Here is a 21,358-nt window from a genome sequence, read left to right as displayed (position 1 = left end):
TCCGTCGTCGGCAGCGTCAGATGTGTATAAGAGACAGGGCACACCGAGCACCGCGTGCTGCTGGGCCAGAACCGCACCGTCGTGTTCCGCTGACCGTCCCTCTCCCGAGCCATCCACCGATCGCCCTCCAGAAGGAGCCATTTCTCATGCCAAGCACCGTCAAGGGAGTCATCGCCCGCGCCAAGGGTGAGCCCGTCGAGGTCGTGGACGTCATCGTGCCGGACCCCGGGCCCGGCGAGGCCGTCGTCACGATCCAGGCCTGCGGCGTCTGCCACACCGACCTGCACTACCGAGAGGGCGGCATCAACGACGACTTCCCCTTCCTGCTCGGCCACGAGGCCGCCGGCGTCGTCGAGGCCGTCGGCGACGGTGTCACCGAGGTCGCTCCGGGCGACTTCGTCATCCTCAACTGGCGCGCCGTGTGCGGCCAGTGCCGCTCCTGCGCCAAGGGCAAGCCGCAGTACTGCTTCAACACGCACAACGCCACCCAGAAGATGACCCTCACCGACGGGACCGAGCTCTCCCCCGCGCTCGGCATCGGCGCCTTCATCGAGAAGACGCTCGTCGCGGCGGGGCAGTGCACCAAGGTCGACCCCCAGGCGCCTGCGGCTGCCGCCGGTCTGCTCGGCTGTGGCGTGATGGCCGGCTTCGGCGCCGCCGTCAACACCGGCGGCGTCACCCGCGGTGACTCGATCGCGGTGATCGGCTGTGGAGGCGTCGGCAACGCCGCGATCGCGGGGGCCGCCCTTGCCGGCGCGTCGCGGATCATCGCCGTCGACGTCGACGACCAGAAGCTCGAGTGGGCCAAGGGCTTCGGGGCCACCCACACCGTCAACTCGAAGGACGTCGACCCCGTCGAGGCGATCCGCGAGCTGACCGGCGGCTTCGGCGCCGACATCGTCGTCGACGCGGTCGGCCGCCCCGAGACCTACGAGCAGGCCTTCTACGCGCGCGACCTCGCGGGCACCGTCGTCCTCGTCGGCGTCCCCACACCGGACAAGCAGATCACCCTGCCGCTGATCGAGGTGTTCGGCCGGGGCGGCGCGCTCAAGTCGAGCTGGTACGGCGACTGCCTGCCCTCGCGTGACTTCCCGATGCTCGTCGACCTGGCCCAGCAGGGCCGCTTCCCGCTCGCCGACTTCATCACCGAGACGATCGACCTCGACGACGTGGAGAAGGCCTTCGACAAGATGCACCACGGCCAGGTGCTGCGCTCGGTGGTCCAGCTGTGAGCGGGTCCCTGCGCGTCGACCGCGTCGTCACCTCGGGCACGTTCAGCCTCGACGGAGGCACCTGGGAGGTCGACAACAACGTCTGGGTCGTCGGTGACGAGCTCGAGTGCGTCATCATCGACGCGGCGCACGACGCCGGCCCGATCCTCGACGCGGTCGGCGGCCGCACCGTCGTCGGCATCCTGCTCACGCACGCGCACGACGACCACATCGGCGTCGCCGAGCAGCTGAGAGAGGCCACCGGCGCACCGACCTACCTCCACCCCGAGGACCGGATGCTGTGGGACCGGGTGCACGTCAACGGGCCCGACCACAAGCTCGACGACGGCGACCGGATCGCGCTGGGAGACACGCAGGTCCACGTGCTGCACACCCCCGGCCACGCACCCGGGGCGTGCAGCTTCCACGTGCCCGAGCTGGGGCAGGTGTTCACCGGGGACACCCTGTTCCAGGGTGGACCGGGAGCCACCGGACGCTCCTTCAGCGACTTCCCGACGATCATCGAGTCGATCACCGAGAAGCTGCTCAGCCTGCCCCCCGAGACCGTCGTGCACCCGGGCCATGGCGCGGACACCACCATCGGCGCCGAGGCCCCGGACCTGCCGGCCTGGCTGTCCCGGGGTCACTGACCGACCTCCGAGGAGGGCACCGGCCAGGTGACTGCCTACCTCGACCACGCCGCGACGACGCCCATGCGAGCGTCGGCCATCGCAGCCATGACCGAGCAGCTGTCGACCGTGGGCAACGCCTCGTCGCTGCACACCGCGGGCAGGGCCGCCGGCCGGGCCGTCGAAGAAGCGCGCGAGCGACTGGCCCGGACCGTCGGTGCCCGGCCGTCGGAGGTGATCTTCACCTCCGGCGGCACGGAGTCGGACAACCTCGCCGTATCGGGGACCTTCGCGGCCAGACGCGATGCGGACCCGCGCCGGGCCCGCATCGTTGCCAGCGCCATCGAGCACCATGCGGTGCGTGACTGCGTGGAGCACCTCGTGGCCCGGCGCGGCGCGCGCGTGACCTGGGTCCAGCCGGACGCCGAGGGTCTCGTGACCCCCGCCGCCGTGCGCGAAGCCGTCGCCGCGGACCCGGAGTCGGTCGCGCTGGTGACGGTCATGTGGGCCGGCAACGAGGTGGGCACGGTCCAGCCGGTCCGCGAGATCGCTGCCGTCGCCCACGAGTTCGGTATCCCTTTCCACACCGACGCCGTCCAGGCCTTCGGGCACGTCCCCGTCGACTTCACGGCGAGCGGCGCCGACCTCATGACCATCACGGCTCACAAGACCGGTGGCCCACTCGGTGTCGGGGCGCTGGTGGCCCGGCGCGACGCCCGGCTCGTGCCCTTGAGTTTCGGCGGCACGCAGGAGCGGCACCTTCGCGGGGGCACGCTCAACGTGCCGGCGATCCGGGGCTTCGCGGCCGCCGCCGAGGAGTCCGTGGCCGTGCGGGACGCCGAGGCAGCCCGCCTCGTCGTCCTGCGTGACCGTCTCGTCAGCTCGGCGCTCGACCTCGGTCTCGGCATCACGGTGACCGGCGCCTGGGAGCCCGGCGACGACATCCGGCGACTGCCCGGCAACGCGCACCTGCTCGTGCCGGGCTGTGACGGCGACTCCCTCCTCCACCTGCTCGACGCTGCCGGCGTCGGGTGTTCCAGCGGGTCCGCCTGCCAGGCCGGCCTGCCGCAGCCGTCCCACGTGCTGCTCGCGATGGGCGTGCCGGAGGAGCGGGCGCGGGGCGCGCTGCGCCTCACCCTCGGGCACACGTCGACGGACGATGACGTCGATGCCTTCCTGGCGGCCCTGCCTGCCGCCGTCGAGCGGGCCCGCCGACCGCTCAGGGGTCTGGACCGGCTCGGGCTCGCCGGCTAGCTGGCAGGCGACCGGCGGCTCGCGCGCTGCGTCCCGGCTCGCGCGCTGCGTCCCGGCTCGCGCGCTGCGTCCCGGCCCGACGCCCTCGGACAGGCGGTACCGTGGACGCGTCGGGACCCACGGAGGACCAGACCACATGACAGAGGCTCTCGCCAGCACGCAGGTCCCGGGGCACCTTCCGGCCGAGGTGACGACCTTCGTCGGCCGGCGCTTCGAGCGTCGCGCGATCCGCGAACGGCTGTCGGAGTCGCGCCTGGTCACGCTGACCGGGTTCGGCGGTATCGGCAAGACGCGTCTTGCGCTGCGCGTCGCCGCGGACCTGCGGCGGATCTTCCCCGACGGCGTCTGCTTCGTGTCGCTCGGAGCATTGAGCGAGGCGGACGGTGTGCCGGACCAGATCGCCGGGGCGCTGGGACTCTACGGGCGCTCCGCCCAGTCCGGCACGATCGCGGTCGTCGAGTACCTGAGGAAGCGCGGTCTCCTGCTCGTCCTGGACGACTGCGAACACCTCGTCGACGTGGTGGCCGTGCTGGCCGACACGATCCTGCGCAGCTGCCCGGAGGTACGGATCCTCGCCACCAGCCGAGAGCCGTTGCGGGTCGACGGTGAGGTGGTGCACGTGGTGTCACCGTTGACGTGTCCGGCGCCGGAGGAGCCGGGCGCGAGCAGGCTGCAGCAGTACGAGGCGGTCCAGCTCTTCCTCGACCGTGCGCGCGCGAGCCTTCCCGGCTACGAGCTGACCGAGGGGAACCGTGCCGCCGTCGCCGCGATCTGTCGCAGGCTGCAGGGCATCCCGCTGGCGCTCGAGCTGGCAGCAGCGCGACTTCCGACCCTGTCCGCGACCGAGATCGAGCAGGCCCTGACCGACCAGTGGGAGCTGCTCAGCCGGGGCCGACGCACGGCGCCCCGTCGACACAGCACCATGGCCGCCTGCATCGAGTGGACCTTCGACCTCTGCACCCCCGCCGAGCGCAGGCTCTGGGCCAAGGCGGCCGTCTTCGTCGACGGCTTCGAGCTCGACGCCGCGGCTGCGGTCTGCTCCGCCCCGGACGACGAGGAGCCGATCGCCGAGACGCTGGCCTCCCTCGTCGACAAGTCCGTGCTCACGACGACCCGGGGCGAGACCGCCACCCGGTTCCGGATGCTCCCCCCGATCCGGCAGCGCGGCCTGACCGAGCTGACGCGCATGGGGGCCCTCGACGAACAGCAGCGCCGGTACTGGCAGTTCTTCGTGGCCATGGTCGGCAACGCGCACGACGGATGGCTCAGCGACCGCCAGCTCGCGTGGATCGACAGAGTGGGACGCGAGCTGGGCAACCTGGCGGCGGCCCTGGAGCTCTGCGCGGCCGAGCCTGACGCGCTCGACGCCGGTCGCTGGGCGTGTGCGCACCTGCTCGAGTACGTCCATGTCCACGGCGTCTTCCGGCAGGGGCGGCGCTGGTGCGAGAGACTTCTCGCCGCCGACGGCGGGGATCCGACGGCGCGGTCCCTCGCGCTGCGAAGCGCGTGCTGGTGGGCTGCCCTGCAGGGAGATGTCCAGTCGGCCGTGCCTCTTCTCGAGGAGGGCAGGGCACTGGCGAGCGGGCTGGGCGGCGAGACCGAGGTCCTCCTCACGGAGGCCGCCGGGCTGGTGACGATGTACGCCGGCGACATGGACGCTGCGCAGCGCTTGCTCGACGACGCGGTCGGCGGCTTCTCCGCCTCGGGCAACGCGGCCGAGCTCGCGCACTGCTGGATGCTGCTGGCCATCGTGAGCGCATCGCTCGACGACGGGGACCGGGCCATGGCATGCCATCGCGCCTGCCTCGAGATCACCCAGCCGGCCGGTGAGACGTGGCTCCGGTCATGGGCCCTGTGGGCAGCCGGCCTGGCGAGCTGGGCACGCGGTGAACGACAGCCGGCGCAGCAGCTGCTGAAGGAGAGTCTGCGCCTGGAGCAGGTCATGGGCGAGCGCCTCGGCATCGGCGCCACGCTCGAGGTGCTCGCGTGGGTCGACGCATCCGCCGACCCCGAGCGGGCGGCTGTGCTCATGGGCGCGGCGCAGAACGAGTGGGACCGGATCGAGGCGTCGATCCAGACGCTTCCCGAGCTCGAGGTGCGGCACGAGTCCTCCCTCGCCGGTGTGCGTGCCTCGCTCGGGCAGGAAGCCTTCGACCGTGCATGGTCACGCGGCCGGTCGATGCAGCAGGCGAACGCGATCGCCTTCGCCCTGGAGGAGACCCCCTCGAGGCGCGCGGTCCCGCGCACCCAGCCGGCGGCACCCGACGTGCTGACGCGGCGCGAGCGACAGATCGCCGGGCTGATCCACGAGGGACTCAGCAACCGGGAGATCGCCGACCGGTTGGTCATCTCCCCGCGCACGGCGGAGGCTCACGTCGAGCACATCCTCACCAAGCTCGGGTTCACCAACCGCGCCCAGGTCGCTGCCTGGTTCGCGGGTCAGTCGCACGGCTCCGAAGAAGGGTGACCTCGGCACACCCGCGGGGCCGTCGGCGCCTCCGACACGGCCGCGCGCCCGGGTGGCCCGGTCCTCCCGGCGGCCAGCTGGTACCTGCGCCCGCAGGTCCGCTAGAGAACCCGGCGGACCGAGCTCTCGAAGTGCACGGAGTGCTGCAGCGCCAGCTGCGCAGCCTGGTCGCCATCACCACCGGCGATGGCTCGGAGCAGGTCGATGTGCTCGCGAATGTGCTCGTCGATCGACGGGAGCCGGTCGAGGACCACGCACCAGATGCGCGTCGCGAGGTTGTCGAGCCGGATGAGCGTCTCCTCGAGATGCTCGTTGCCGCAGGCGCTGTAGATGAGGCGGTGCACGTCGATGTCGTACTGCATGAGGGCCCGGTTGCTCTGACGCCGCCCGTCCATCGCGGCGATCTGGTCGGCCTTGGTCAGCAGCTCCTGCCGGCTCTGGGGGCGCGCACTCGCCGCCGCCCGCCGAGCGGCCAGCGGTTCGAGCACCGCGCGCATCTCGGACACCGCCGCGAGGTCCGTGATGTCCACCTGGGTCGCGAACGTCCCCCGGCGGGGATAGGCCACGACGAGGTGGTCGAGCTCGAGCTTCTTGAGGCTCTCACGGATCGGAGTGCGGCCGATCCCGAGCTCGAGCGCGAGCGCCTGCTCGTTGATCGGCGCACCGGGGGCGATGTCGAGCATGATCAGCCGGTCGCGGATCTCGTGGTAGGCCCGCTCGGCCATGGAGAGGTAGCCGTCCTGGCTGGCCCCGCCGACCACCGTATCGAGACTCATCGCTGCACTCCCTCTTCCGCCCGCCCTCGACCATCGCCGCCCCCGTCCCGTTGAGACGGGGGCACTCAGCCCATTGACCTGCGGCCTCGTTAGACATATCGTAACACCGAGATTGATATATCAGTCGCCGACCAGACAGATATCAGGAGTGGTGAGATGACGATCGACGGACCGGGCCGAAGCACGGTGCTCTCCGACCGCCCCCGTGAGGGCGTCTCCGACGGTGTCCTCGACGGGGCCCTCGCGGACCTGGACGCCGAGGTGGCGGGCGCCATCGGTCACGAGCTGGAGCGCCAGCAGAGCACCCTCGAGATGATCGCGTCGGAGAACTTCGCTCCCCTCGCCGTCATGCAGGCGCAGGGCTCGGTGCTGACGAACAAGTACGCCGAGGGCTACCCCGGACGGCGCTACTACGGCGGCTGCGAGCACGTCGACGTCATCGAGTCCCTGGCTCTCTCACGGGTCAAGTCCCTCTTCGGCGCCGGCTTCGCGAACGTCCAGCCCCACTCCGGCGCGCAGGCCAACGCGGCGGTGATGCATGCCCTCCTGCGCCCGGGTGACACCATCCTCGGGCTCGAGCTCGCGCACGGCGGCCACCTGACGCACGGCATGCGCCTCAACTTCTCCGGACGCCTGTACAACATCGTCGCCTACGGCGTCCGCGAGGACACCCATGTCATCGACATGGCGGAGGTGGAGCGGCTCGCCCACGAGCACCGTCCCGCGATGATCATCGCCGGCTGGTCGGCGTACCCGCGTCAGCTCGACTTCGCCGAGTTCCGTCGCATCGCCGACGCCGTGGGCGCCGTCCTCTTCGTCGACATGGCGCACTTCGCCGGGCTCGTCGCCGCGGGGCTGCACCCGTCGCCGGTCCCCCACGCGCACGTCGTCAGCTCGACCACGCACAAGACCCTCGGCGGCCCGCGCGGCGGCATCATCCTGACCAACGACGCCGAGATCGCCAAGAAGATCAACTCGGCCGTCTTCCCGGGGCAGCAGGGCGGCCCGCTCGAGCACGTCATCGCCGGCAAGGCCGTCGCCTTCAAGCTCGCCGCCTCCGAGGAGTTCGCGCAGCGACAGGCACGGACGCTGCGGGGAGCAGCGATCCTCGCCGAGCGGCTTCAGGCCCCCGACGTCGCGGCGCGCGGCATCAGCGTGCTGACCGGAGGCACCGACGTGCACCTCGTGCTCGTCGACCTGCGCCACTCCGAGCTCGACGGCCAGCAGGGCGAGGACCTGCTGCACTCGATCGGCATCACCGTCAACCGCAACGCCGTCCCCTTCGACCCCCGACCGCCGATGGTCTCCTCCGGTCTGCGCATCGGCACACCCGCACTGGCGACGCGCGGCTTCGACGCGGACGCCTTCGCGGAGGTCGCCGACATCATCGCGACCGTCCTGGCCGCGGCGCCGGGCACCGCCGACATCCCCGCCCTGCGTGCGCGGGTCGACGCGCTGACCGTCCGGTTCCCCCTGTACCCCGGCATCCGAGGAGGCGTGGCGTGAACCAGCGCGAGCTCCCGCAGCACCCCGACTTCCTCTGGTCCAACCCCGAGCCCAAGAAGAGCTACGACGTCGTCATCGTCGGCGGCGGCGGTCACGGCCTCGCCACGGCCTACTACCTCGCCAAGAACCACGGCATCACGAACGTGGCTGTGCTCGAACGGGGTTGGCTCGCCGGCGGCAACATGGCCCGCAACACCACGATCATCCGGTCGAACTACCTGTGGGACGAGTCCGCCGCCATCTACGAACACTCCCTCAAGCTGTGGGAGGGCCTCGAGGAGGAGCTCGGCTACGACATCTTCTTCTCCCAGCGCGGCGTCCTGAACCTCGCCCACACGCTGCAGGACCAGCGAGACTCGATCCGCCGGGTCGAGGCCAACCGGCTCAACGGCGTCGACGCCGAGTGGGTGGACGCGCAGCAGGTCAAGGAGCTGTGCCCGATCATCAACATCAACGACGACATCCGCTACCCCGTCATGGGCGGCACGTTCCAGCCGCGCGCCGGCATCGCCAAGCACGACTGGGTGGCCTGGGGCTACGCCCGCCGGGCGGACGAGCTCGGCGTCGACCTCATCCAGAACTGCGAGGTCACCGGCTTCGTCATGGACGGTGACCGCGTCGTCGGGGTCGAGACCTCCCGCGGACGGATCAACGCCGGCAAGGTCGCCCTGTGCGCCGCCGGGCACACGTCGGTCCTCGCCGACATGGCCGGCTTCCGCGTGCCCATCCAGTCCCACCCCCTGCAGGCCCTGGTCTCCGAGCTGCACGAGATGGTCCACCCCACCGTCGTCATGTCGAACCACGTGCACGTCTACGTCTCCCAGGCCCACAAGGGCGAGCTCGTCATGGGCGCCGGCATCGACACGTACAACGGCTACGGGCAGCGTGGCTCCTTCCACGTCATCGAGCACCAGATGTCGGCGGCCGTCGAGCTCTTCCCGATCTTCGCCCGGGCGCACCTGCTGCGCACGTGGGGCGGCATCGTCGACGTGACGCTCGACGCCTCGCCTGTCATGGGCCGCTCCCCCGTGGACCACATGTATGTCAACTGCGGCTGGGGCACGGGCGGCTTCAAGGCGGTGCCGGGCGCCGGCTGGGCATACGCGCACACCATCGCCCACGACGAGCCACACCAGCTGAACCGGGCCTTCGGGCTCGAGCGCTTCGTCAGCGGCGACCTCATCGACGAGCACGGCGCCGCCGCCGTGGCCCACTGACGCGAAAGGGACGTCCATCATGATGCTCATCGAGTGCCCGTACTGCGGCCCCCGCAACGAGCCCGAGTTCGCCTACGGCGGGCAGGCCCATGTCGCGTACCCCGAGGACCCGAACGCCCTGTCCGACGAGGAGTGGGCCCAGTACCTCTTCTACCGCGACAACCCGAAGGGCTCCTATGCCGAGCGTTGGGTGCACTCGGCCGGTTGCCGCAAGTGGTTCAACGTCATCCGCAACACCCGAACGTACGAGATCCAGCACGTCTACCGCCTCGACCAGGCCCGTCCGGACCAGGTCGCGGCACAACCCACCACGAGCAGGCAGGAGGCATGAGCATGGGCCTCACCTCATCCGACCAGCCCAACCGACGTCCCAAGGGTGGCGCGGTCGACCGTTCCCGACCACTGACCTTCACGGTCGACGGAAGCACCCTCACCGGGTTCGTCGGTGACACCCTCGCGTCCGCGCTCGTCGCGAACGGTCGACTGCGTGTCGGGGACTCCATCTACCTGCGCCGGCCCCGCGGCATCCTCACCGCGGGCGTCGAGGAGCCCAACGCCTTCGTCCGGGTCAACGGCGCCCACAACGAGTCGATGCTGCCCGCGACCACCCTCGAGCTGACCGACGGTCTCGACGTGACGCTCCTCGACGGCATCGGTGTGCTCGACGACCGTCCCGACCCGGCGGAGTACGACAAGGTGCACGTCCACACCGACGTCGCCGTCATCGGGGCCGGCCCGGCCGGTCTCGCAGCCGCCCGCGCGGCGTCCGCCAGCGGCGCGCGCGTCATCCTGTTCGAGCAGGACTTCGCGCTCGGCGGATCGCTGCTGTCGGACCGCACCGCGATGGTCGAAGGCCAACCTGGCGCTGAGTGGGTCGCCGGCGTCCGCGCCGAGCTCGAGGCCGCGCCCGAGACCACCGTCCTGACCCGCACCTGCGTGTTCGGCAGCTACGACAACAACTACCTCATCGCCGTGGAACAGCGTCCGGAGGGCGAGCCGTCCACCGCCGGGACGGTGAGGGACGGGGTGTCACGCCAGCGCGTGTGGCACGTCTCCGCCCGCCAGGTGGTGCTGGCGGTCGGGGCCTTCGAACGCCCGATCGTCTTCGCGGACAACGACGTCCCCGGCATCATGCTCGCCTCCGCGGCACGTGCGTACGCCGACCGCTGGGGTGCGCTGCCCGGACGGAACGTCGTCGTGTTCACCACGAACGACTCCGCCTACGAGGCCGCGCACGCGCTGATGCATGCCGGTGCGGAGGTGACGGTCGTCGACGCCCGGGAGCAGATGACCGCGCCGAGCAGTGCCCAGCAGGGTGCTCTGCGCGCCGGCATGGTCGTGCACGCCTCGTCCGCAGTCACCTCCGTCGAGGGTGTCGACGCCGTCACTGCAGTCACGGTCGCGCCCATCGACGCCGACGGCCAGCCGGTCGGGCCGGGGCAGACCCTCGAGTGCGACCTCGTGGCGGTGTCCGGCGGCTGGACGCCCAACGTCAACCTGCACAGCCAGCGGCAGGGCTCGCTTCGGTGGGACGACGAGCTGGCCGGTTTCGTGCCGTCGGGTCAGGTCCGCGACCAGCTCGTGGTCGGCGCCGGGAACGGCACCTACTCCACCATCGACTGCCTCATGGAGGGCGAACGGGCTGGGCGGGCGGCCGTCGTGGCGGCCGGGTTCTCCCTGCGCGGCGAGCCCACCGAGTCGTCGACCGAGAGCCCGGAGGCGCGTCGCGAGCGCCAGCACCGTGCTGCCGGGCAGGTCCGTCAGCTGTGGGCCGTGCCGTCTGTCGACGGGTCCTTCGACCGGCACTTCGTCGACCTCAGCCGCGACAACACCGCGGCGGACGTGCTGCGCGCCACCCACGCCGGAATGCACTCTGTCGAGCACGTCAAGCGGTACACCTCCATCAGCACCGGCGTCGACCAGGGCCGCATCGGCGGCGTCAACACGATCGGGCTGCTGACCCAGGTGCTCTCCGGCCGTGACACGGCCTCGATACCGCCGGGACAGCCCGGACAGGACCCCGCGGCGAAGGCAGACGGGTCGGGCTCGGCCGCTGCGAGGCGCCCGACCCCGGGCGCGATCGGCACGACGACGTTCCGCGCCCCGTTCACGCCGGTGGCCTTCGTGGCCCTCGCCGGCCGTGGCCGAGGCGAGCTCTTCGACGCCGCGCGTACCAGCCCCGCCCACGCGTGGCACGTCGAGCACGGCGCCCTGTTCGAGGACGTCGGACAGTGGAAGCGCCCCTGGTACTACCCGCGCAGCGGCGAGGACATGGACGCCGCCGTCGCCAGGGAGTGCCGCGCCGCCCGCGAGGGTGTCGCCTTCATGGACGCCACCACCCTCGGCAAGATCGAGATCCGCGGTGCCGACGCCGCCGAGTTCCTCAACCGCGTCTACACCAACCCCTTCCTCAAGCTGGCGGTGGGCAAGGCCCGCTACGGCGTCATGTGCACCGCAGCAGGCATGGTCTTCGACGACGGGGTCACCCTTCGTCTTGCAGAGGACCGCTTCTTCATGACCACGACCACGGGCGGGGCGGCCAAGGTGCTCGACTGGCTCGAGGAGTGGAGCCAGACGGAGTGGCCCGAGCTCGACGTCACCTTCACCTCGGTCACCGAGCAGTGGGCGACGGTGGCGGTCGTCGGCCCGCGGTCGCGCGACGTCATCGCGAAGCTCGCCCCGGACCTCGACGTGTCGAAGGAGGGCTTCGGGTTCATGGAGTTCCGCGAGACCACCCTCATCTCCGGCATCGACGCGCGCATCTGCCGCATCACCTTCTCCGGGGAGCTGGCCTACGAGATCAACGTCCCGCGCTGGTACGGGCTCAAGATCTGGCACGACGTGGCCGCCGCCGGCGAGGAGTTCGACATCACGCCCTACGGCACCGAGACCATGCACGTGCTCCGTGCCGAGAAGGCCTACCCCATCGTCGGGCAGGACACCGACGGCACGATCACGCCCCACGACCTGGGGATGGACTGGGTGGTCAGCAAGACCAAGGAGTTCATCGGCCGGCGATCGTTCTCGCGCAGCTCGCACACCTCCCCGGGTCGCAAGCAGCTGGTCAGCGTGCTGCCCGTCGACCGTTCCCTCCGGCTGCCCGAGGGAGCCCAGCTGATCGAGCCCGGGGCTCTGGGCAGCTACACCGGCAAGGGGCTGCCCGACGCCCCCATCCCGATGCTCGGGTTCGTGACGTCGAGCTACCACAGCCAAGCCCTGGGACGCAGCTTCGCGCTGGCCCTGGTCAAGGACGGCCCCGACCGCATCGGGCAGACCCTGCTCGCCTCGTTCGAGGGAACGTTCGCCGAGGTGGAGGTCCACGAACCGGTGCTCTACGACAAGGAAGGTGCACGACGAGATGGCTGAGCCGACGATCACGGAGCCCGCAACCACGGTGCGCGCAACGCCAGAGAGCCCGACCGCTCCGACGACGTCGAGCCGTGCGTCCACCTTCGGCGCCCGGGTGTCGACGGAGAGCGCCAACCCGCTGACACACCGGCGCAGCCCCGGCGCCGACCTCACGGAGCTCATGGCATCCGGCTCGCGCAGGACCGTCACCCTGCGGGAGCTGCCGTTCGCCACTCACCTGTCGCTCCGAGCCGGGTCGCCGTCCGCGGTGGAGGCTCTCGAAGGCGTCCTGGGTGCACCCCTGCCCGACCGCGTCGGGGCCGTCGGCTCCGGCGACCGTGGCCCGGGCCGCCCCGTCGACGTCATCTGGCTGGGGCCCGACGAGTGGCTGGCCGTGCTCGGGGACGAAGCGGTCATCGGCGAGAGCGGACCCCAGCTGGTGGCTGCGCTGAGCGCGGCCATCGAGGGACAGCGCGGTCAGGTGGTCGACGTGTCGGCCAACCGCGCGACGCTGGAGCTGTCCGGACCCCGCGCACGCGCGGTGCTCGACAAGGTGATCCAGCTCGACCTGCACCCCCGGGAGTTCCCCGTCGGTCGTGCGGTGTCCACGCTGCTCGAGTCGGTCCAGGTCATCCTGTGGCGCACCACCGAGGACACGTGGCTGGTCATGCCGCGGGCCTCCTTCACGGAGTTCGTCACCCGCTGGCTGCTCGACGGCATGCGCGAGTTCGACTGATGGCGCTCAGCGCCCTCGACCTGTTCTCCGTGGGCATCGGTCCCTCCTCGTCCCACACGGTGGGACCGATGCGCGCGGCGCGGCGGTTCGCTCTGTCGCTGAAGGAGATCGGTCTGCTCGAGCAGACGCGTCGGGTGCACGCCCAGCTGTTCGGGTCGCTCGGGGCGACAGGCCACGGACACGGCTCCGACCGGGCGGTCCTGCTCGGTCTCGAGGCGGAGGACCCGGAGACCGTGGACACCGACCGCGCGATGGAACGGGTCTCACAGGTTCGCGCCGACGGGACCCTGTCGCTCTGTGGCAGCCACGAGATCGCCTTCGACGCGGACAACGACCTGGTGCTGCACCGACGGGAGACGCTGCCCACCCACCCCAACGGCATGACCTTCGAGGCGTACGACGGCTCGGGCCGCTCGCTGCTGAGGCGCACCTACTACTCCGTGGGTGGCGGGTTCGTCGTCGACGAGGACGCATCCGGGAGCGACCGGGTGGTGGAGGACGCGACCGAGGTCCGCTACCCGTTCGCCACCGGTCGTGACCTGCTGGACCGATGCGCGGAAAGTGGCCTCAGCATCGCAGAGGTGATGATGGCCAACGAGCTGTCCTGGCGCACACGCGAGCAGGTGCGCACGCAGCTGCTGCACCTGTGGGACGTCATGCAGGAGTGCGTGGAGAGTGGCTGCACCCGCACGGAGACCACGCTGCCTGGTGGTCTCAAGGTGCGGCGTCGCGCACCAGAGCTGCGAGCACGCCTGCGCGAGCAGGAGTCCGCGGCCCGCGAGGGTGGTCAGCCCGTCCTCGACCCGCTCTGGGCGATGGAGTGGGTCAACCTCTACGCCCTGGCGGTCAACGAGGAGAACGCGTCGGGCGGACGCATCGTCACCGCGCCCACCAACGGCGCCGCCGGCATCATCCCCGCGGTGTTGCACTTCTTCACACGGTTCGTCGACGACGATGAGGACAAGGTCGTCGAGTTCCTGCTGACGGCGGCTGCCATCGGGATCCTCTTCAAGCTCGGCGCCTCCATCTCCGGCGCCGAGGTCGGTTGCCAGGGCGAGGTCGGCTCGGCGTGCTCGATGGCCGCAGCCGGCCTGTGCGCCGTGCTCGGCGGCAGCCCCGAGCAGGTCGAGAACGCCGCAGAGATCGGTATCGAGCACAACCTCGGCCTGACGTGCGACCCCGTCGGCGGTCTCGTGCAGATCCCGTGCATCGAACGCAACGCCATCGCCTCGGTCAAGGCGATCAACGCCGCCCGGCTCTCGCGGCACGGCACGGGAGAGCACAAGGTCAGCCTCGACCAGGCCATCAAGACGATGCGCGAGACCGGCCGGGACATGAAGGTCAAGTACAAGGAGACCTCCCGAGGAGGGCTGGCCGTCAACGTCATCGAGTGCTGAAGTAACGACAAGGCGCAGAGGCCGGGACCCCCCACGCCGAGCCGCTTTGACGCAACCTGCCCGCGGGCACAGCGACGGTGCACCTTCCCGAGTCCGCGCGGGAAGCCCCCAGTCTCCTGGGGGCTTCGACCAACCGTCACCTCTCTTCGGGGTGCTCAGAGGATGAGCACTACCGCAGCGGCAGCTGCTCCGGCCAGGCTCAGCACGCTGAGCACGAAGCTCATCACGGCACCGGCCGTCCAGTAGCCGGACCGGTCGCGGACGCTGGCGCCCAACATGCCGAAGCCGGCGGCGAGCACAACGCCGCCCGCGATCCAGCTTCCGAGATACCAGCCTGCGGCCAGGCCCGCCCACAACCAGCTCGACGGTACGAAGTAGGTGTACGCGCCGAACGCTGCGACCAAGGCCCCGATGACAATGAGCGTGTAGTCGACCGTGCGGTTGCGGAACAACCGTGGAAGACCTTGCTCAGTCCCCGCGCTTTGCTTCTGAAGGAGCTGCGACATCGTCTTTCACCTCCTTCCATCTCATCTCGAGCCTTGCTCATCCCGATCGAGGCCGTAAGAGGCCTTGGTCCCGACCTTGGCCGCTTCGGTCGGACTCAGCCGGGCCGGAGGCGTCACCGCGTCTTGCGGGCGTGGGACACCAGTCAGAGGCGTTTCGCGGTGCGCACGAGGTCCACGACGGCTTTGGATCTGCTGTGTGGTGGCCAGGCGATGACGGTCGTGACGGCCGGTGCGTCTGGCACCGGCACGACGGCGTGGTCGTCGCGTAGCTGGTCCCGGACCGACTCGGGTACGACTGCGCAGGCCAGTCCGAGCGCGACCAGCTGGAAGAGCTGGGTGTGGTCTCGGATCGTCGGGCCGGGGCCGTCCGGATAGGTGCCATCGGGTCCAGGCCAGCGCGGCAGGGGCAGCTGGGTCTGGGTGGTGAGCTCCGCCAACGACAGGTGCGTCCGGCTGGCGAGGGGGTGACCCGCGGGCAGGACCACCACCTGCCGTTCGGTGTGCAGATCCTCGCTGTCGAACCCGGTGGTCGTGTCGTAGGGCCGGTGGAGCAGAGCAATGTCTGCGCGGCCGGTGCGAAGCCGGCCTTCCGGCTCGCCGGGGCCACAGAGCATCACCTCGACGGCCACCGCACCCGGTTCGGCGGCGTAGGCGTCCAGAAGCTTCGCCAGCAGCTCCCGGGACACTCCGGCCTTGGTGGCCAGCACCACCCGTGGCTGGTCGGCCGCTGCGCGGCGGGTGCGGTGTTCGGCGGCTTCGACCGCGTCGAGCGCGGTCCGGGCCTCCCGTAGGAGCACTGAGCCGGCCTCGGTCAAGGTGATGGCGCGCGGTGTGCGGTTCAGCAGGACGACCCCGAGCCGTCGTTCGAGCTGCTGGATCGCCCGCGACAGGGGTGGCTGCGCCATGGCCAGCCGTTGTGCCGCCCGCCCGAAGTGCAGCTCCTCGGCGACGGCGACGAAGTATCGCAGTTCCCGTGTCTCCACCAGGTGAGCCTATCGGCGCTGACCAGGATCGATACCTGTGCGGTATCGCGGCCCACCGAATCAGTCTTGGACACCCTGCCCGGCGTGCCAGCAGGATCCCCGATGTGAAGGAACAGACGATCGCGTTGGTGACCGGCGCGAACAAGGGAATCGGCTACGAGATCGCCGCGGGCCTGGGTGCCCTCGGCTGGCGAGTCGGCGTGGGTGCGAGGGATCGACAACGCCGCGAGACTGCCGTGGACAAGCTGCGTGATGCCGGAACAGATGCGTTCGGCGTGCCTCTCGACGTCACCGACGACAACAGTGTGGCCGCGGCGGCCGAGCTCCTCGCCGATCGGGCCGGAGGGCTCGACGTCCTGGTGAACAATGCCGCGGTCAACGGCCTCGCCGGTGACGCGCCGCAGACACTGACCACCGTCGATCCAGCGACCGTACGAGCGATCGTGGAAACCAACGTGATCGGCGTCATTCGGGTGACCAACGCGATGCTGCCGATGCTGCGCGCCTCAGCCTCACCGCGCATCGTCAACATGTCCAGCAGCGTCGGCTCGCTTGCCCTGCAAACCACGCCCGGCATCGACATGGGCCCAGTCCCTGCTGCCTACCTGGCCTCCAAGACGTTCCTCAACGCCGTCACCATCCAGTACGCCAAGGAACTGACCGACACGAACATCCTGGTCAACTGCGGCTGTCCCGGGCTGACCGCCACCGACTTCACCGGCTTCACCGGTGACCGGACCCCGCACCAGGGAGCGGCCATCGCGATTCGGCTCGCGACCCTGCCCGACGGCGCACCGACCGGCCAGTTCCACGACGACGCCGGACCTGTGCCCTGGTGACCGCGGGTGCACCTGCGGACCATGCCCGTTCCCGAAGCCGACCGCGGCCGACGAGGGGCTGGAACACATCACCGCAGGGCAGACGCCTGAAGGTGGATGAGTCCGGCCGATGCGCCGGGGATTGCCAGCGGCAGCGGGCGACAGGCTGCAGGTAGTGACTGGCGCTCCCGGCTGCGGACTGGCACGGCACCCGCGCCCCCGGCGCTTGAAACCAACGGCCTCACTCAGATGCTCGCGAATCAACCCATGCCGATGCCCCAACCCCGCAATGCGCCTCGTCTATAGGGTCAGGTCCATGGATCAAGCTCACCGCAGCAGGTATGTCGACCTCATCCGGCTACTGATCCGGCATGGGCGCTCCGACCTGCTGGCGGGCGCCGAGGCCGACGAGTTTCTCACGGAGGACGCAGACCCCGTCCTCGACGGAGAGGGGCCGAACCAGCTCGTCGAAGATCTCGAGCGGATGGGCCCGACCTACATCAAGCTCGGGCAGCTGCTTTCGACGCGAGTCGACCTGCTCCCCGCGCCGTACACGCAGGCGCTCACCCGGCTGCAGGACAAGGTCGAGCCGTTCCCCGTCACGGAGGTCCGGGAGATCATCGAGGCCGAGCTGGGAGCGCCGGTCAAGAGCCTTTTCTCCGAGTTCGTCGACACCCCCCTGGCCGCGGCGTCGTTGGCGCAGGTTCATCGGGCCGTCACGCGCAACGGCCGCGAGGTCGTCGTCAAGGTCCAGCGGCCCGGCGTGCGTGAGCTCGTCCGCGACGACATGGAGGTCCTCGCTGGTCTGGCTGAGAAGGTCGACAGACACACCGACGTCGGTCGGCGCTTCGGGGTCGCCTCGCTGCTCGCGCACTTCCGACGCTCGCTGGCGGACGAGCTCGACTACCGGCGCGAGTCGGCCAACCTCGTTCGTTTCGGGGAGCTGACCCAGGGCTATGAGCACCTGCTCGTCCCGCAGCCGATCCCGGACCTGTCGACCTCCAAGGTCCTCACGATGGACCGCGTCACCGGGAAGTCGGTCACCGACGTCGGCCCGTTCGGGCTCCTCGAGGCCGACCGACGCCCACTCGTCGAGGAACTGTTCAGCGCTTACCTGCGGATGATCCTCGTCGACGGCACGCTCCACGCGGATCCCCACCCCGGAAACGTGCTGCTGACCGAGGACGGACGGCTCGCCCTCATCGACTTCGGGATGGTCGCCACGGTGCCGAGAAGGGTGCAGGGCAAGATCGTCAAGCTGCTGCTGGCCCTCAGCGAGGGCGACGGGGAGGAGGCCGCCCTCGTCCTGGCGGAGATGGGGCATCCTCTCGCGGGCTACGACGCGGGGCGGTTCCGCGATGACGTGTCGCACCTGGTGTCGAGCGCAGTGGCCCTCCACGGCGAGGTGGAGGTCGGCACGGTCCTGGTCGAGCTGTCACGCCTCTCCGGGGTTCACGGGCTCCGACCGCCGGCGGAGATGGCCATGGTCGGCAAGACGCTGCTCAATCTCGACCAGGTCACCAAGCATCTCGACCCCGACTTCGACCCGACAGAGGCGATCCAGGACAACATCGAGGAGATCCTGCGCGGCGGACTGTCGCTCTCGCTGTCGGGGGTGCTCTCCTCGGCGATCGAAGCCAAGGACTTCGCCGCTCAGCTGCCGAGGCGGGCGAACCGCATCCTGGATGCCCTCTCCGACGGCGAGCTGGCCCTGCGTGTCAAGACCATCGACGAGGTGCGTTTCCTGTCGGTCCTGCAGCGGTTGGCAAACCGCCTGACGATGGGCATCATCCTCGCGGCCATCGTTGTGGGTGCAGCCCTGATGATGCAGGTTCGGACGCCGAGCACGATATTCGGCTACCCCGCGATAGCAATGATCTTCTTCCTGCTCGCGGCGATCGCCGGCGGGGTGCTCGTGGCCACGATCGTCGTCGGCGACCGGAACGCACAGAAGGCCGCCCGCCGAGATCGCGACGGCTGACACCGCAACCTCGCCAAAGGCGTCACCGCTCAAGAAGACCGTGTGGAGCTCGACACGGGCGCCGCGCTGCCGGCGCGCGACCAGCACCCCGTCGGCGCGACCGGACGTCGACCACCTCAGCCGGAGCCGGTCCTGAGCGGGGCTGGACCTTCATCATCATCCAGTTGACCCTCGTCCGCATCGAGGCTGAACACGTCATGCCCTGGGCACCGGTGTCGCGCATGTTGGCCGAGGGCCCCGGGTCCAAGCGTGGCGCGACCCCTCCATGCCGCTTCTCGGACGACGTCCGACCATGGTGCAACGAGGCCTTCAGACCAGCTGTGGGTGAGGTAGGCCGGCTCCCCGGCGCGTCATCGGGCATCTTCAGGCACACGGCTTACCGTCGAGAAGATGGATCGTCGGACCTTCCTCGCCTCCGTCGCCGCAGCCGTGGCCACCGGCCTCGCCGGCTGTGGCGCCGCTGCAATGCCGGGGCAGTCCCCGGAGGCCGCCGACGGGGCGGCCGGGTCGGGCGCGCGGTTCACACCACCGACGGGACTGGCCAAGGCTCCCCTGCCGCACGGAACGCTCTTCCGGCTCCCCGGCCACACCAAGACGGTCGCCCTCACGGTCGACGACGGCACCAACGAAGCCGTCATCGAGGGCTACGCGAAGCTGGCCCGCGACACCGGGCTGCGCCTGACGTTCTTCTGCAACGGGGTCAACTCGGGCTGGACGAGCCACGCCGACCTGCTGCGCCCGCTCCACGACGACAACCAGATCTTCATCGCGAACCACACGTGGTCGCACCACGACCTGCTACGGCTCTCCCCCGCCGAGGTCGCCGACCAGGTGAGGCGCAACGAGTCCTTCCTCCACCGGACCTACGGGACGCTCGGTCGACCTTTCATGCGACCGCCCTACGGGTCCCACGACCACGCGCTCGACGCGCAGCTGGCCGACCTGGGCTATCCCGCCGTGACCATGTGGCTCGGCGACCTGGGTGACTCGACCGTGCAGAAACCGCAGGCCATCGTGGCCAGTGCCAAGCAGTGGCTGCTGCCCGGTCACATCGTGATCGGGCACGCGAACCACCTACCGGTGACGAAGGTCTACGGGCAGCTCGTCGAGATCATCCGGGCCCGCGCCCTGCAGCCGGTGCACCTCGGAGACGTCTTCGCCGTCTGAGCTGTCACGCAGCCGCGGATGCGCGTGCCGACCTGCCGCGCCAGACCCGCGGTGCCCACTCAGACGCCGGGGGGTGAGAAGGGGTGACGCGGTCGCGTGCGAGACCGGTCGGTCGGGAACGCGTGTTGGTTCCGTCCGGGTCGCTACGGTCGAGTGCATGCCCGGACCCGATTCAACCGACCGCGTTCGGGGGCTCCCGCTTGCACGCGCCTACTTCCGGGAAGTGGTCGCGCCGCTGCTTGCCCGCTGGTGTCCAGACGTCCAGTACGCGGCAGCGCGGATCGGCACCGGCTCGGAGGTCCTTGGGTTGGACGATGCCATGTCGCAGGATCATGACTGGGGTTTGCGGCTCCAGCTGTTCGTCGACGACAAGGCCATCGTGGGCGTCATGCGTGCGCTCGATGAGCACCTCCCCGACGCCTTCGCGGGGCAGCCGACCCGGTTCGTCTTCTCGGGTGAGTCGAGCACGCGGCACGGTGTCGAGGTCACCACCGTCAAGCGCCTCGCCCGGGACCGGCTGGGCTTCGACCCGACCGGTGAGACCCACCCGTCCGACTGGCTCTCCGTGTCGGGACAAGCGGCGTTGGAGCTGGTGTTCGGCGCCGTCTTCGCAGACCGCCCCGGAGCGTTGACCCGGCTGCGGCAGGCGCTGAGCTGGTACCCCGACGATCTGTGGCGCTACGTCGTCGCCACGGACTGGCGACGTCTTGACCAGGAGCTTCCCTCATGGGACGGGCAGCTGACCGCGGTGACGAGCTCGGTTCGCGGACGATCGCGGCGCGGCTTGTCGAGGTCACCATGCACCTGGCTTTCTCGTTGTCCCGCACCTGGGCGCCCTACTCGAAGTGGCGCGGCGCCCTGTTCGCCAGGCTCCCGATCGGGCAGGCCATCCAAGCCGACCTCCACGCGGCGCTGGCCGCTGATCACTGGACGGCCCGCGGTGAAGCCCTTCGTGCAGTACTCGAGCGCCTGGCGACCCTTCAGGTCCAGGCCGGTCTGCCGTCGCGCACACCCGCGCTGGTGCCGTTCTGGGACCGGCCGTATCTGCACGTCAACCCGCTGCTGGTCCCGGCGCTGATCGACGCCATGGACGACCCGGTGGTGCAAGCCCTCACGGTCGGCCTCGGCAGCATCGACCAACGAACCGACAACGTCGACATCCTCACCAACGCCGAACGTCGACGAGCCATGACGGCCTCCTGAGCAACGCGCTCATCGGCCGCAGACGGAACGCCGCCACCGGATCAACGTTTCCTGGCGTCCAGCCCACTGACCCTGCCATCGTCTCCGCAGCCCTGAGGTCGACCTACTCGCACGAGCGCGTGCCGGATCGTGCGCGCCACGGCTGGCAGACCCTTCTCG

General features: G+C 70.3%; 18 protein-coding genes and 1 pseudogene. 15 read left to right on the top strand and 4 right to left on the bottom strand.

Features of this window, described 5'->3' with window-relative positions; genetic code table 11:
* Positions 1–146: 146 nt before the first annotated feature.
* The 4 genes from ACR9ZK_RS02990 to ACR9ZK_RS02975 all read left to right on the top strand — a co-directional run bounded on the left by ACR9ZK_RS02990 (position 147) and on the right by ACR9ZK_RS02975 (position 5,561).
* Entirely contained in the window at positions 147–1,232 is a 1,086-nt protein-coding gene (locus ACR9ZK_RS02990) for an S-(hydroxymethyl)mycothiol dehydrogenase (RefSeq protein WP_481340080.1), read from the top strand.
* Complete coding sequence (locus ACR9ZK_RS02985; RefSeq protein ID WP_481340077.1) at positions 1,229–1,861, top strand: MBL fold metallo-hydrolase; 633 nt, start codon at positions 1,229–1,231, stop codon at positions 1,859–1,861. Before ACR9ZK_RS02990 ends, ACR9ZK_RS02985 begins: the two co-directional genes overlap by 4 nt.
* Positions 1,862–1,888: 27 nt before the next feature.
* Positions 1,889–3,094, top strand: coding sequence for a cysteine desulfurase family protein (locus ACR9ZK_RS02980; protein WP_481340073.1), 1,206 nt, complete (start codon positions 1,889–1,891; stop codon positions 3,092–3,094).
* Between the two features lie 136 nt (positions 3,095–3,230).
* Entirely contained in the window at positions 3,231–5,561 is a 2,331-nt protein-coding gene (locus ACR9ZK_RS02975; RefSeq protein WP_481340071.1) for an ATP-binding protein, read from the top strand.
* A 101-nt stretch (positions 5,562–5,662) separates the two neighbouring features.
* Here ACR9ZK_RS02975 and ACR9ZK_RS02970 read toward each other — a convergent pair whose 3' ends face one another.
* Positions 5,663–6,337 (bottom strand): GntR family transcriptional regulator, encoded by a 675-nt coding sequence (locus ACR9ZK_RS02970; RefSeq protein WP_481340068.1) that lies wholly within the window; start codon positions 6,335–6,337, stop codon positions 5,663–5,665.
* 156 nt (positions 6,338–6,493) lie between these two features.
* Between ACR9ZK_RS02970 and glyA the strand changes: the two genes are divergently transcribed.
* Genes glyA through ACR9ZK_RS02940 form a run of 6 tightly spaced genes read left to right on the top strand, consistent with a single transcriptional unit; the run spans position 6,494 to position 14,541 of the window.
* The gene (glyA, locus tag ACR9ZK_RS02965; protein WP_481340064.1) at positions 6,494–7,843 is read left to right on the top strand and encodes a serine hydroxymethyltransferase; all 1,350 of its coding nucleotides are present in this window, start codon (positions 6,494–6,496) and stop codon (positions 7,841–7,843) included.
* Positions 7,840–9,060 (top strand): sarcosine oxidase subunit beta family protein, encoded by a 1,221-nt coding sequence (locus ACR9ZK_RS02960; protein WP_481340061.1) that lies wholly within the window; start codon positions 7,840–7,842, stop codon positions 9,058–9,060. Before glyA ends, ACR9ZK_RS02960 begins: the two co-directional genes overlap by 4 nt.
* Before the next feature lie 19 nt (positions 9,061–9,079).
* Positions 9,080–9,391, top strand: coding sequence for a sarcosine oxidase subunit delta (locus ACR9ZK_RS02955; protein WP_481340057.1), 312 nt, complete (start codon positions 9,080–9,082; stop codon positions 9,389–9,391).
* A 2-nt stretch (positions 9,392–9,393) separates the two neighbouring features.
* On the top strand, positions 9,394–12,426 hold the full coding sequence (locus ACR9ZK_RS02950; protein ID WP_481340055.1) for an FAD-dependent oxidoreductase: 3,033 nt from the start codon (positions 9,394–9,396) through the stop codon (positions 12,424–12,426).
* Positions 12,419–13,144 (top strand): sarcosine oxidase subunit gamma, encoded by a 726-nt coding sequence (locus tag ACR9ZK_RS02945; RefSeq protein ID WP_481340051.1) that lies wholly within the window; start codon positions 12,419–12,421, stop codon positions 13,142–13,144. The genes ACR9ZK_RS02950 and ACR9ZK_RS02945 overlap by 8 nt, the downstream gene beginning before the upstream one ends.
* Entirely contained in the window at positions 13,144–14,541 is a 1,398-nt protein-coding gene (locus tag ACR9ZK_RS02940) for an L-serine ammonia-lyase (RefSeq protein WP_481340048.1), read from the top strand. Before ACR9ZK_RS02945 ends, ACR9ZK_RS02940 begins: the two co-directional genes overlap by 1 nt.
* 155 nt (positions 14,542–14,696) lie before the next feature.
* Here the strand turns inward: ACR9ZK_RS02940 and ACR9ZK_RS02935 are convergent, their stop codons facing one another.
* A complete protein-coding gene (locus ACR9ZK_RS02935) occupies positions 14,697–15,047 on the bottom strand; it encodes a hypothetical protein (RefSeq protein WP_481340046.1) in 351 nt (116 codons plus the stop codon).
* A 143-nt stretch (positions 15,048–15,190) separates the two neighbouring features.
* Positions 15,191–16,030 carry a LysR family transcriptional regulator gene (locus ACR9ZK_RS02930; protein WP_481340041.1) on the bottom strand — a complete coding sequence of 280 codons (840 nt, stop codon included), beginning with the start codon at positions 16,028–16,030 and terminating at the stop codon, positions 15,191–15,193.
* 104 nt (positions 16,031–16,134) lie between these two features.
* Here ACR9ZK_RS02930 and ACR9ZK_RS02925 point away from each other — a divergent pair, with 104 nt between their 5' ends.
* The 3 genes from ACR9ZK_RS02925 (at position 16,135) to ACR9ZK_RS02915 (ending at position 19,996) form a co-directional block, all read left to right on the top strand.
* A complete protein-coding gene (locus tag ACR9ZK_RS02925) occupies positions 16,135–16,869 on the top strand; it encodes an SDR family oxidoreductase (protein ID WP_481340037.1) in 735 nt (244 codons plus the stop codon).
* Between the two features lie 295 nt (positions 16,870–17,164).
* Entirely contained in the window at positions 17,165–18,829 is a 1,665-nt protein-coding gene (locus tag ACR9ZK_RS02920; RefSeq protein WP_481340034.1) for an ABC1 kinase family protein, read from the top strand.
* A 390-nt stretch (positions 18,830–19,219) separates the two neighbouring features.
* Positions 19,220–19,996: a polysaccharide deacetylase family protein gene (locus ACR9ZK_RS02915; RefSeq protein ID WP_481340030.1), complete on the top strand. Its 777-nt coding sequence runs from the start codon at positions 19,220–19,222 to the stop codon at positions 19,994–19,996.
* Between the two features lie 172 nt (positions 19,997–20,168).
* On the opposite strand, the gene ACR9ZK_RS02910 is transcribed toward ACR9ZK_RS02915, so the two are convergent.
* The gene (locus tag ACR9ZK_RS02910; protein WP_481340025.1) at positions 20,169–20,405 is read right to left on the bottom strand and encodes a hypothetical protein; all 237 of its coding nucleotides are present in this window, start codon (positions 20,403–20,405) and stop codon (positions 20,169–20,171) included.
* On the opposite strand from ACR9ZK_RS02910, the pseudogene ACR9ZK_RS02905 reads away from it, so the two are divergent.
* A pseudogene (locus ACR9ZK_RS02905) lies at positions 20,316–20,657 on the top strand (DUF4037 domain-containing protein); the annotation flags it as partial. The gene ACR9ZK_RS02910 and the pseudogene ACR9ZK_RS02905 sit on opposite strands and share 90 nt — an antisense overlap.
* Before the next feature lie 65 nt (positions 20,658–20,722).
* Positions 20,723–21,199, top strand: a complete 477-nt coding sequence (locus tag ACR9ZK_RS02900) for a DUF4037 domain-containing protein (protein WP_481340021.1) — start codon at positions 20,723–20,725, stop codon at positions 21,197–21,199.
* Positions 21,200–21,358: the final 159 nt, after the last annotated feature.

The sequence above is a fragment of the Monashia sp. HAY1-5C genome, from assembly GCF_056755255.1.
Note: the sequence above shows the minus strand (reverse complement) of the source record. Positions and strands in the feature narration are given on the sequence as shown.

What these genes read in the sequence shown, in the direction of transcription:
- ACR9ZK_RS02975 (WP_481340071.1), top strand. Translation starts at nt 3,231, where the DNA reads ATGACAGAGGCTCTCGCCAGCACGCAGGTCCCGGGGCACCTTCCGGCC.
- ACR9ZK_RS02920 (WP_481340034.1), top strand. Translation starts at nt 17,165, where the DNA reads ATGGATCAAGCTCACCGCAGCAGGTATGTCGACCTCATCCGGCTACTG.
- ACR9ZK_RS02940 (WP_481340048.1), top strand. Translation starts at nt 13,144, where the DNA reads ATGGCGCTCAGCGCCCTCGACCTGTTCTCCGTGGGCATCGGTCCCTCC.
- ACR9ZK_RS02950 (WP_481340055.1), top strand. Translation starts at nt 9,394, where the DNA reads ATGGGCCTCACCTCATCCGACCAGCCCAACCGACGTCCCAAGGGTGGC.
- ACR9ZK_RS02900 (WP_481340021.1), top strand. Translation starts at nt 20,723, where the DNA reads ATGGGACGGGCAGCTGACCGCGGTGACGAGCTCGGTTCGCGGACGATC.
- ACR9ZK_RS02945 (WP_481340051.1), top strand. Translation starts at nt 12,419, where the DNA reads ATGGCTGAGCCGACGATCACGGAGCCCGCAACCACGGTGCGCGCAACG.
- ACR9ZK_RS02970 (WP_481340068.1), bottom strand. Translation starts at nt 6,337, where the DNA reads ATGAGTCTCGATACGGTGGTCGGCGGGGCCAGCCAGGACGGCTACCTC.
- glyA (WP_481340064.1), top strand. Translation starts at nt 6,494, where the DNA reads ATGACGATCGACGGACCGGGCCGAAGCACGGTGCTCTCCGACCGCCCC.
- ACR9ZK_RS02955 (WP_481340057.1), top strand. Translation starts at nt 9,080, where the DNA reads ATGATGCTCATCGAGTGCCCGTACTGCGGCCCCCGCAACGAGCCCGAG.
- ACR9ZK_RS02935 (WP_481340046.1), bottom strand. Translation starts at nt 15,047, where the DNA reads ATGTCGCAGCTCCTTCAGAAGCAAAGCGCGGGGACTGAGCAAGGTCTT.
- ACR9ZK_RS02990 (WP_481340080.1), top strand. Translation starts at nt 147, where the DNA reads ATGCCAAGCACCGTCAAGGGAGTCATCGCCCGCGCCAAGGGTGAGCCC.
- ACR9ZK_RS02915 (WP_481340030.1), top strand. Translation starts at nt 19,220, where the DNA reads ATGGATCGTCGGACCTTCCTCGCCTCCGTCGCCGCAGCCGTGGCCACC.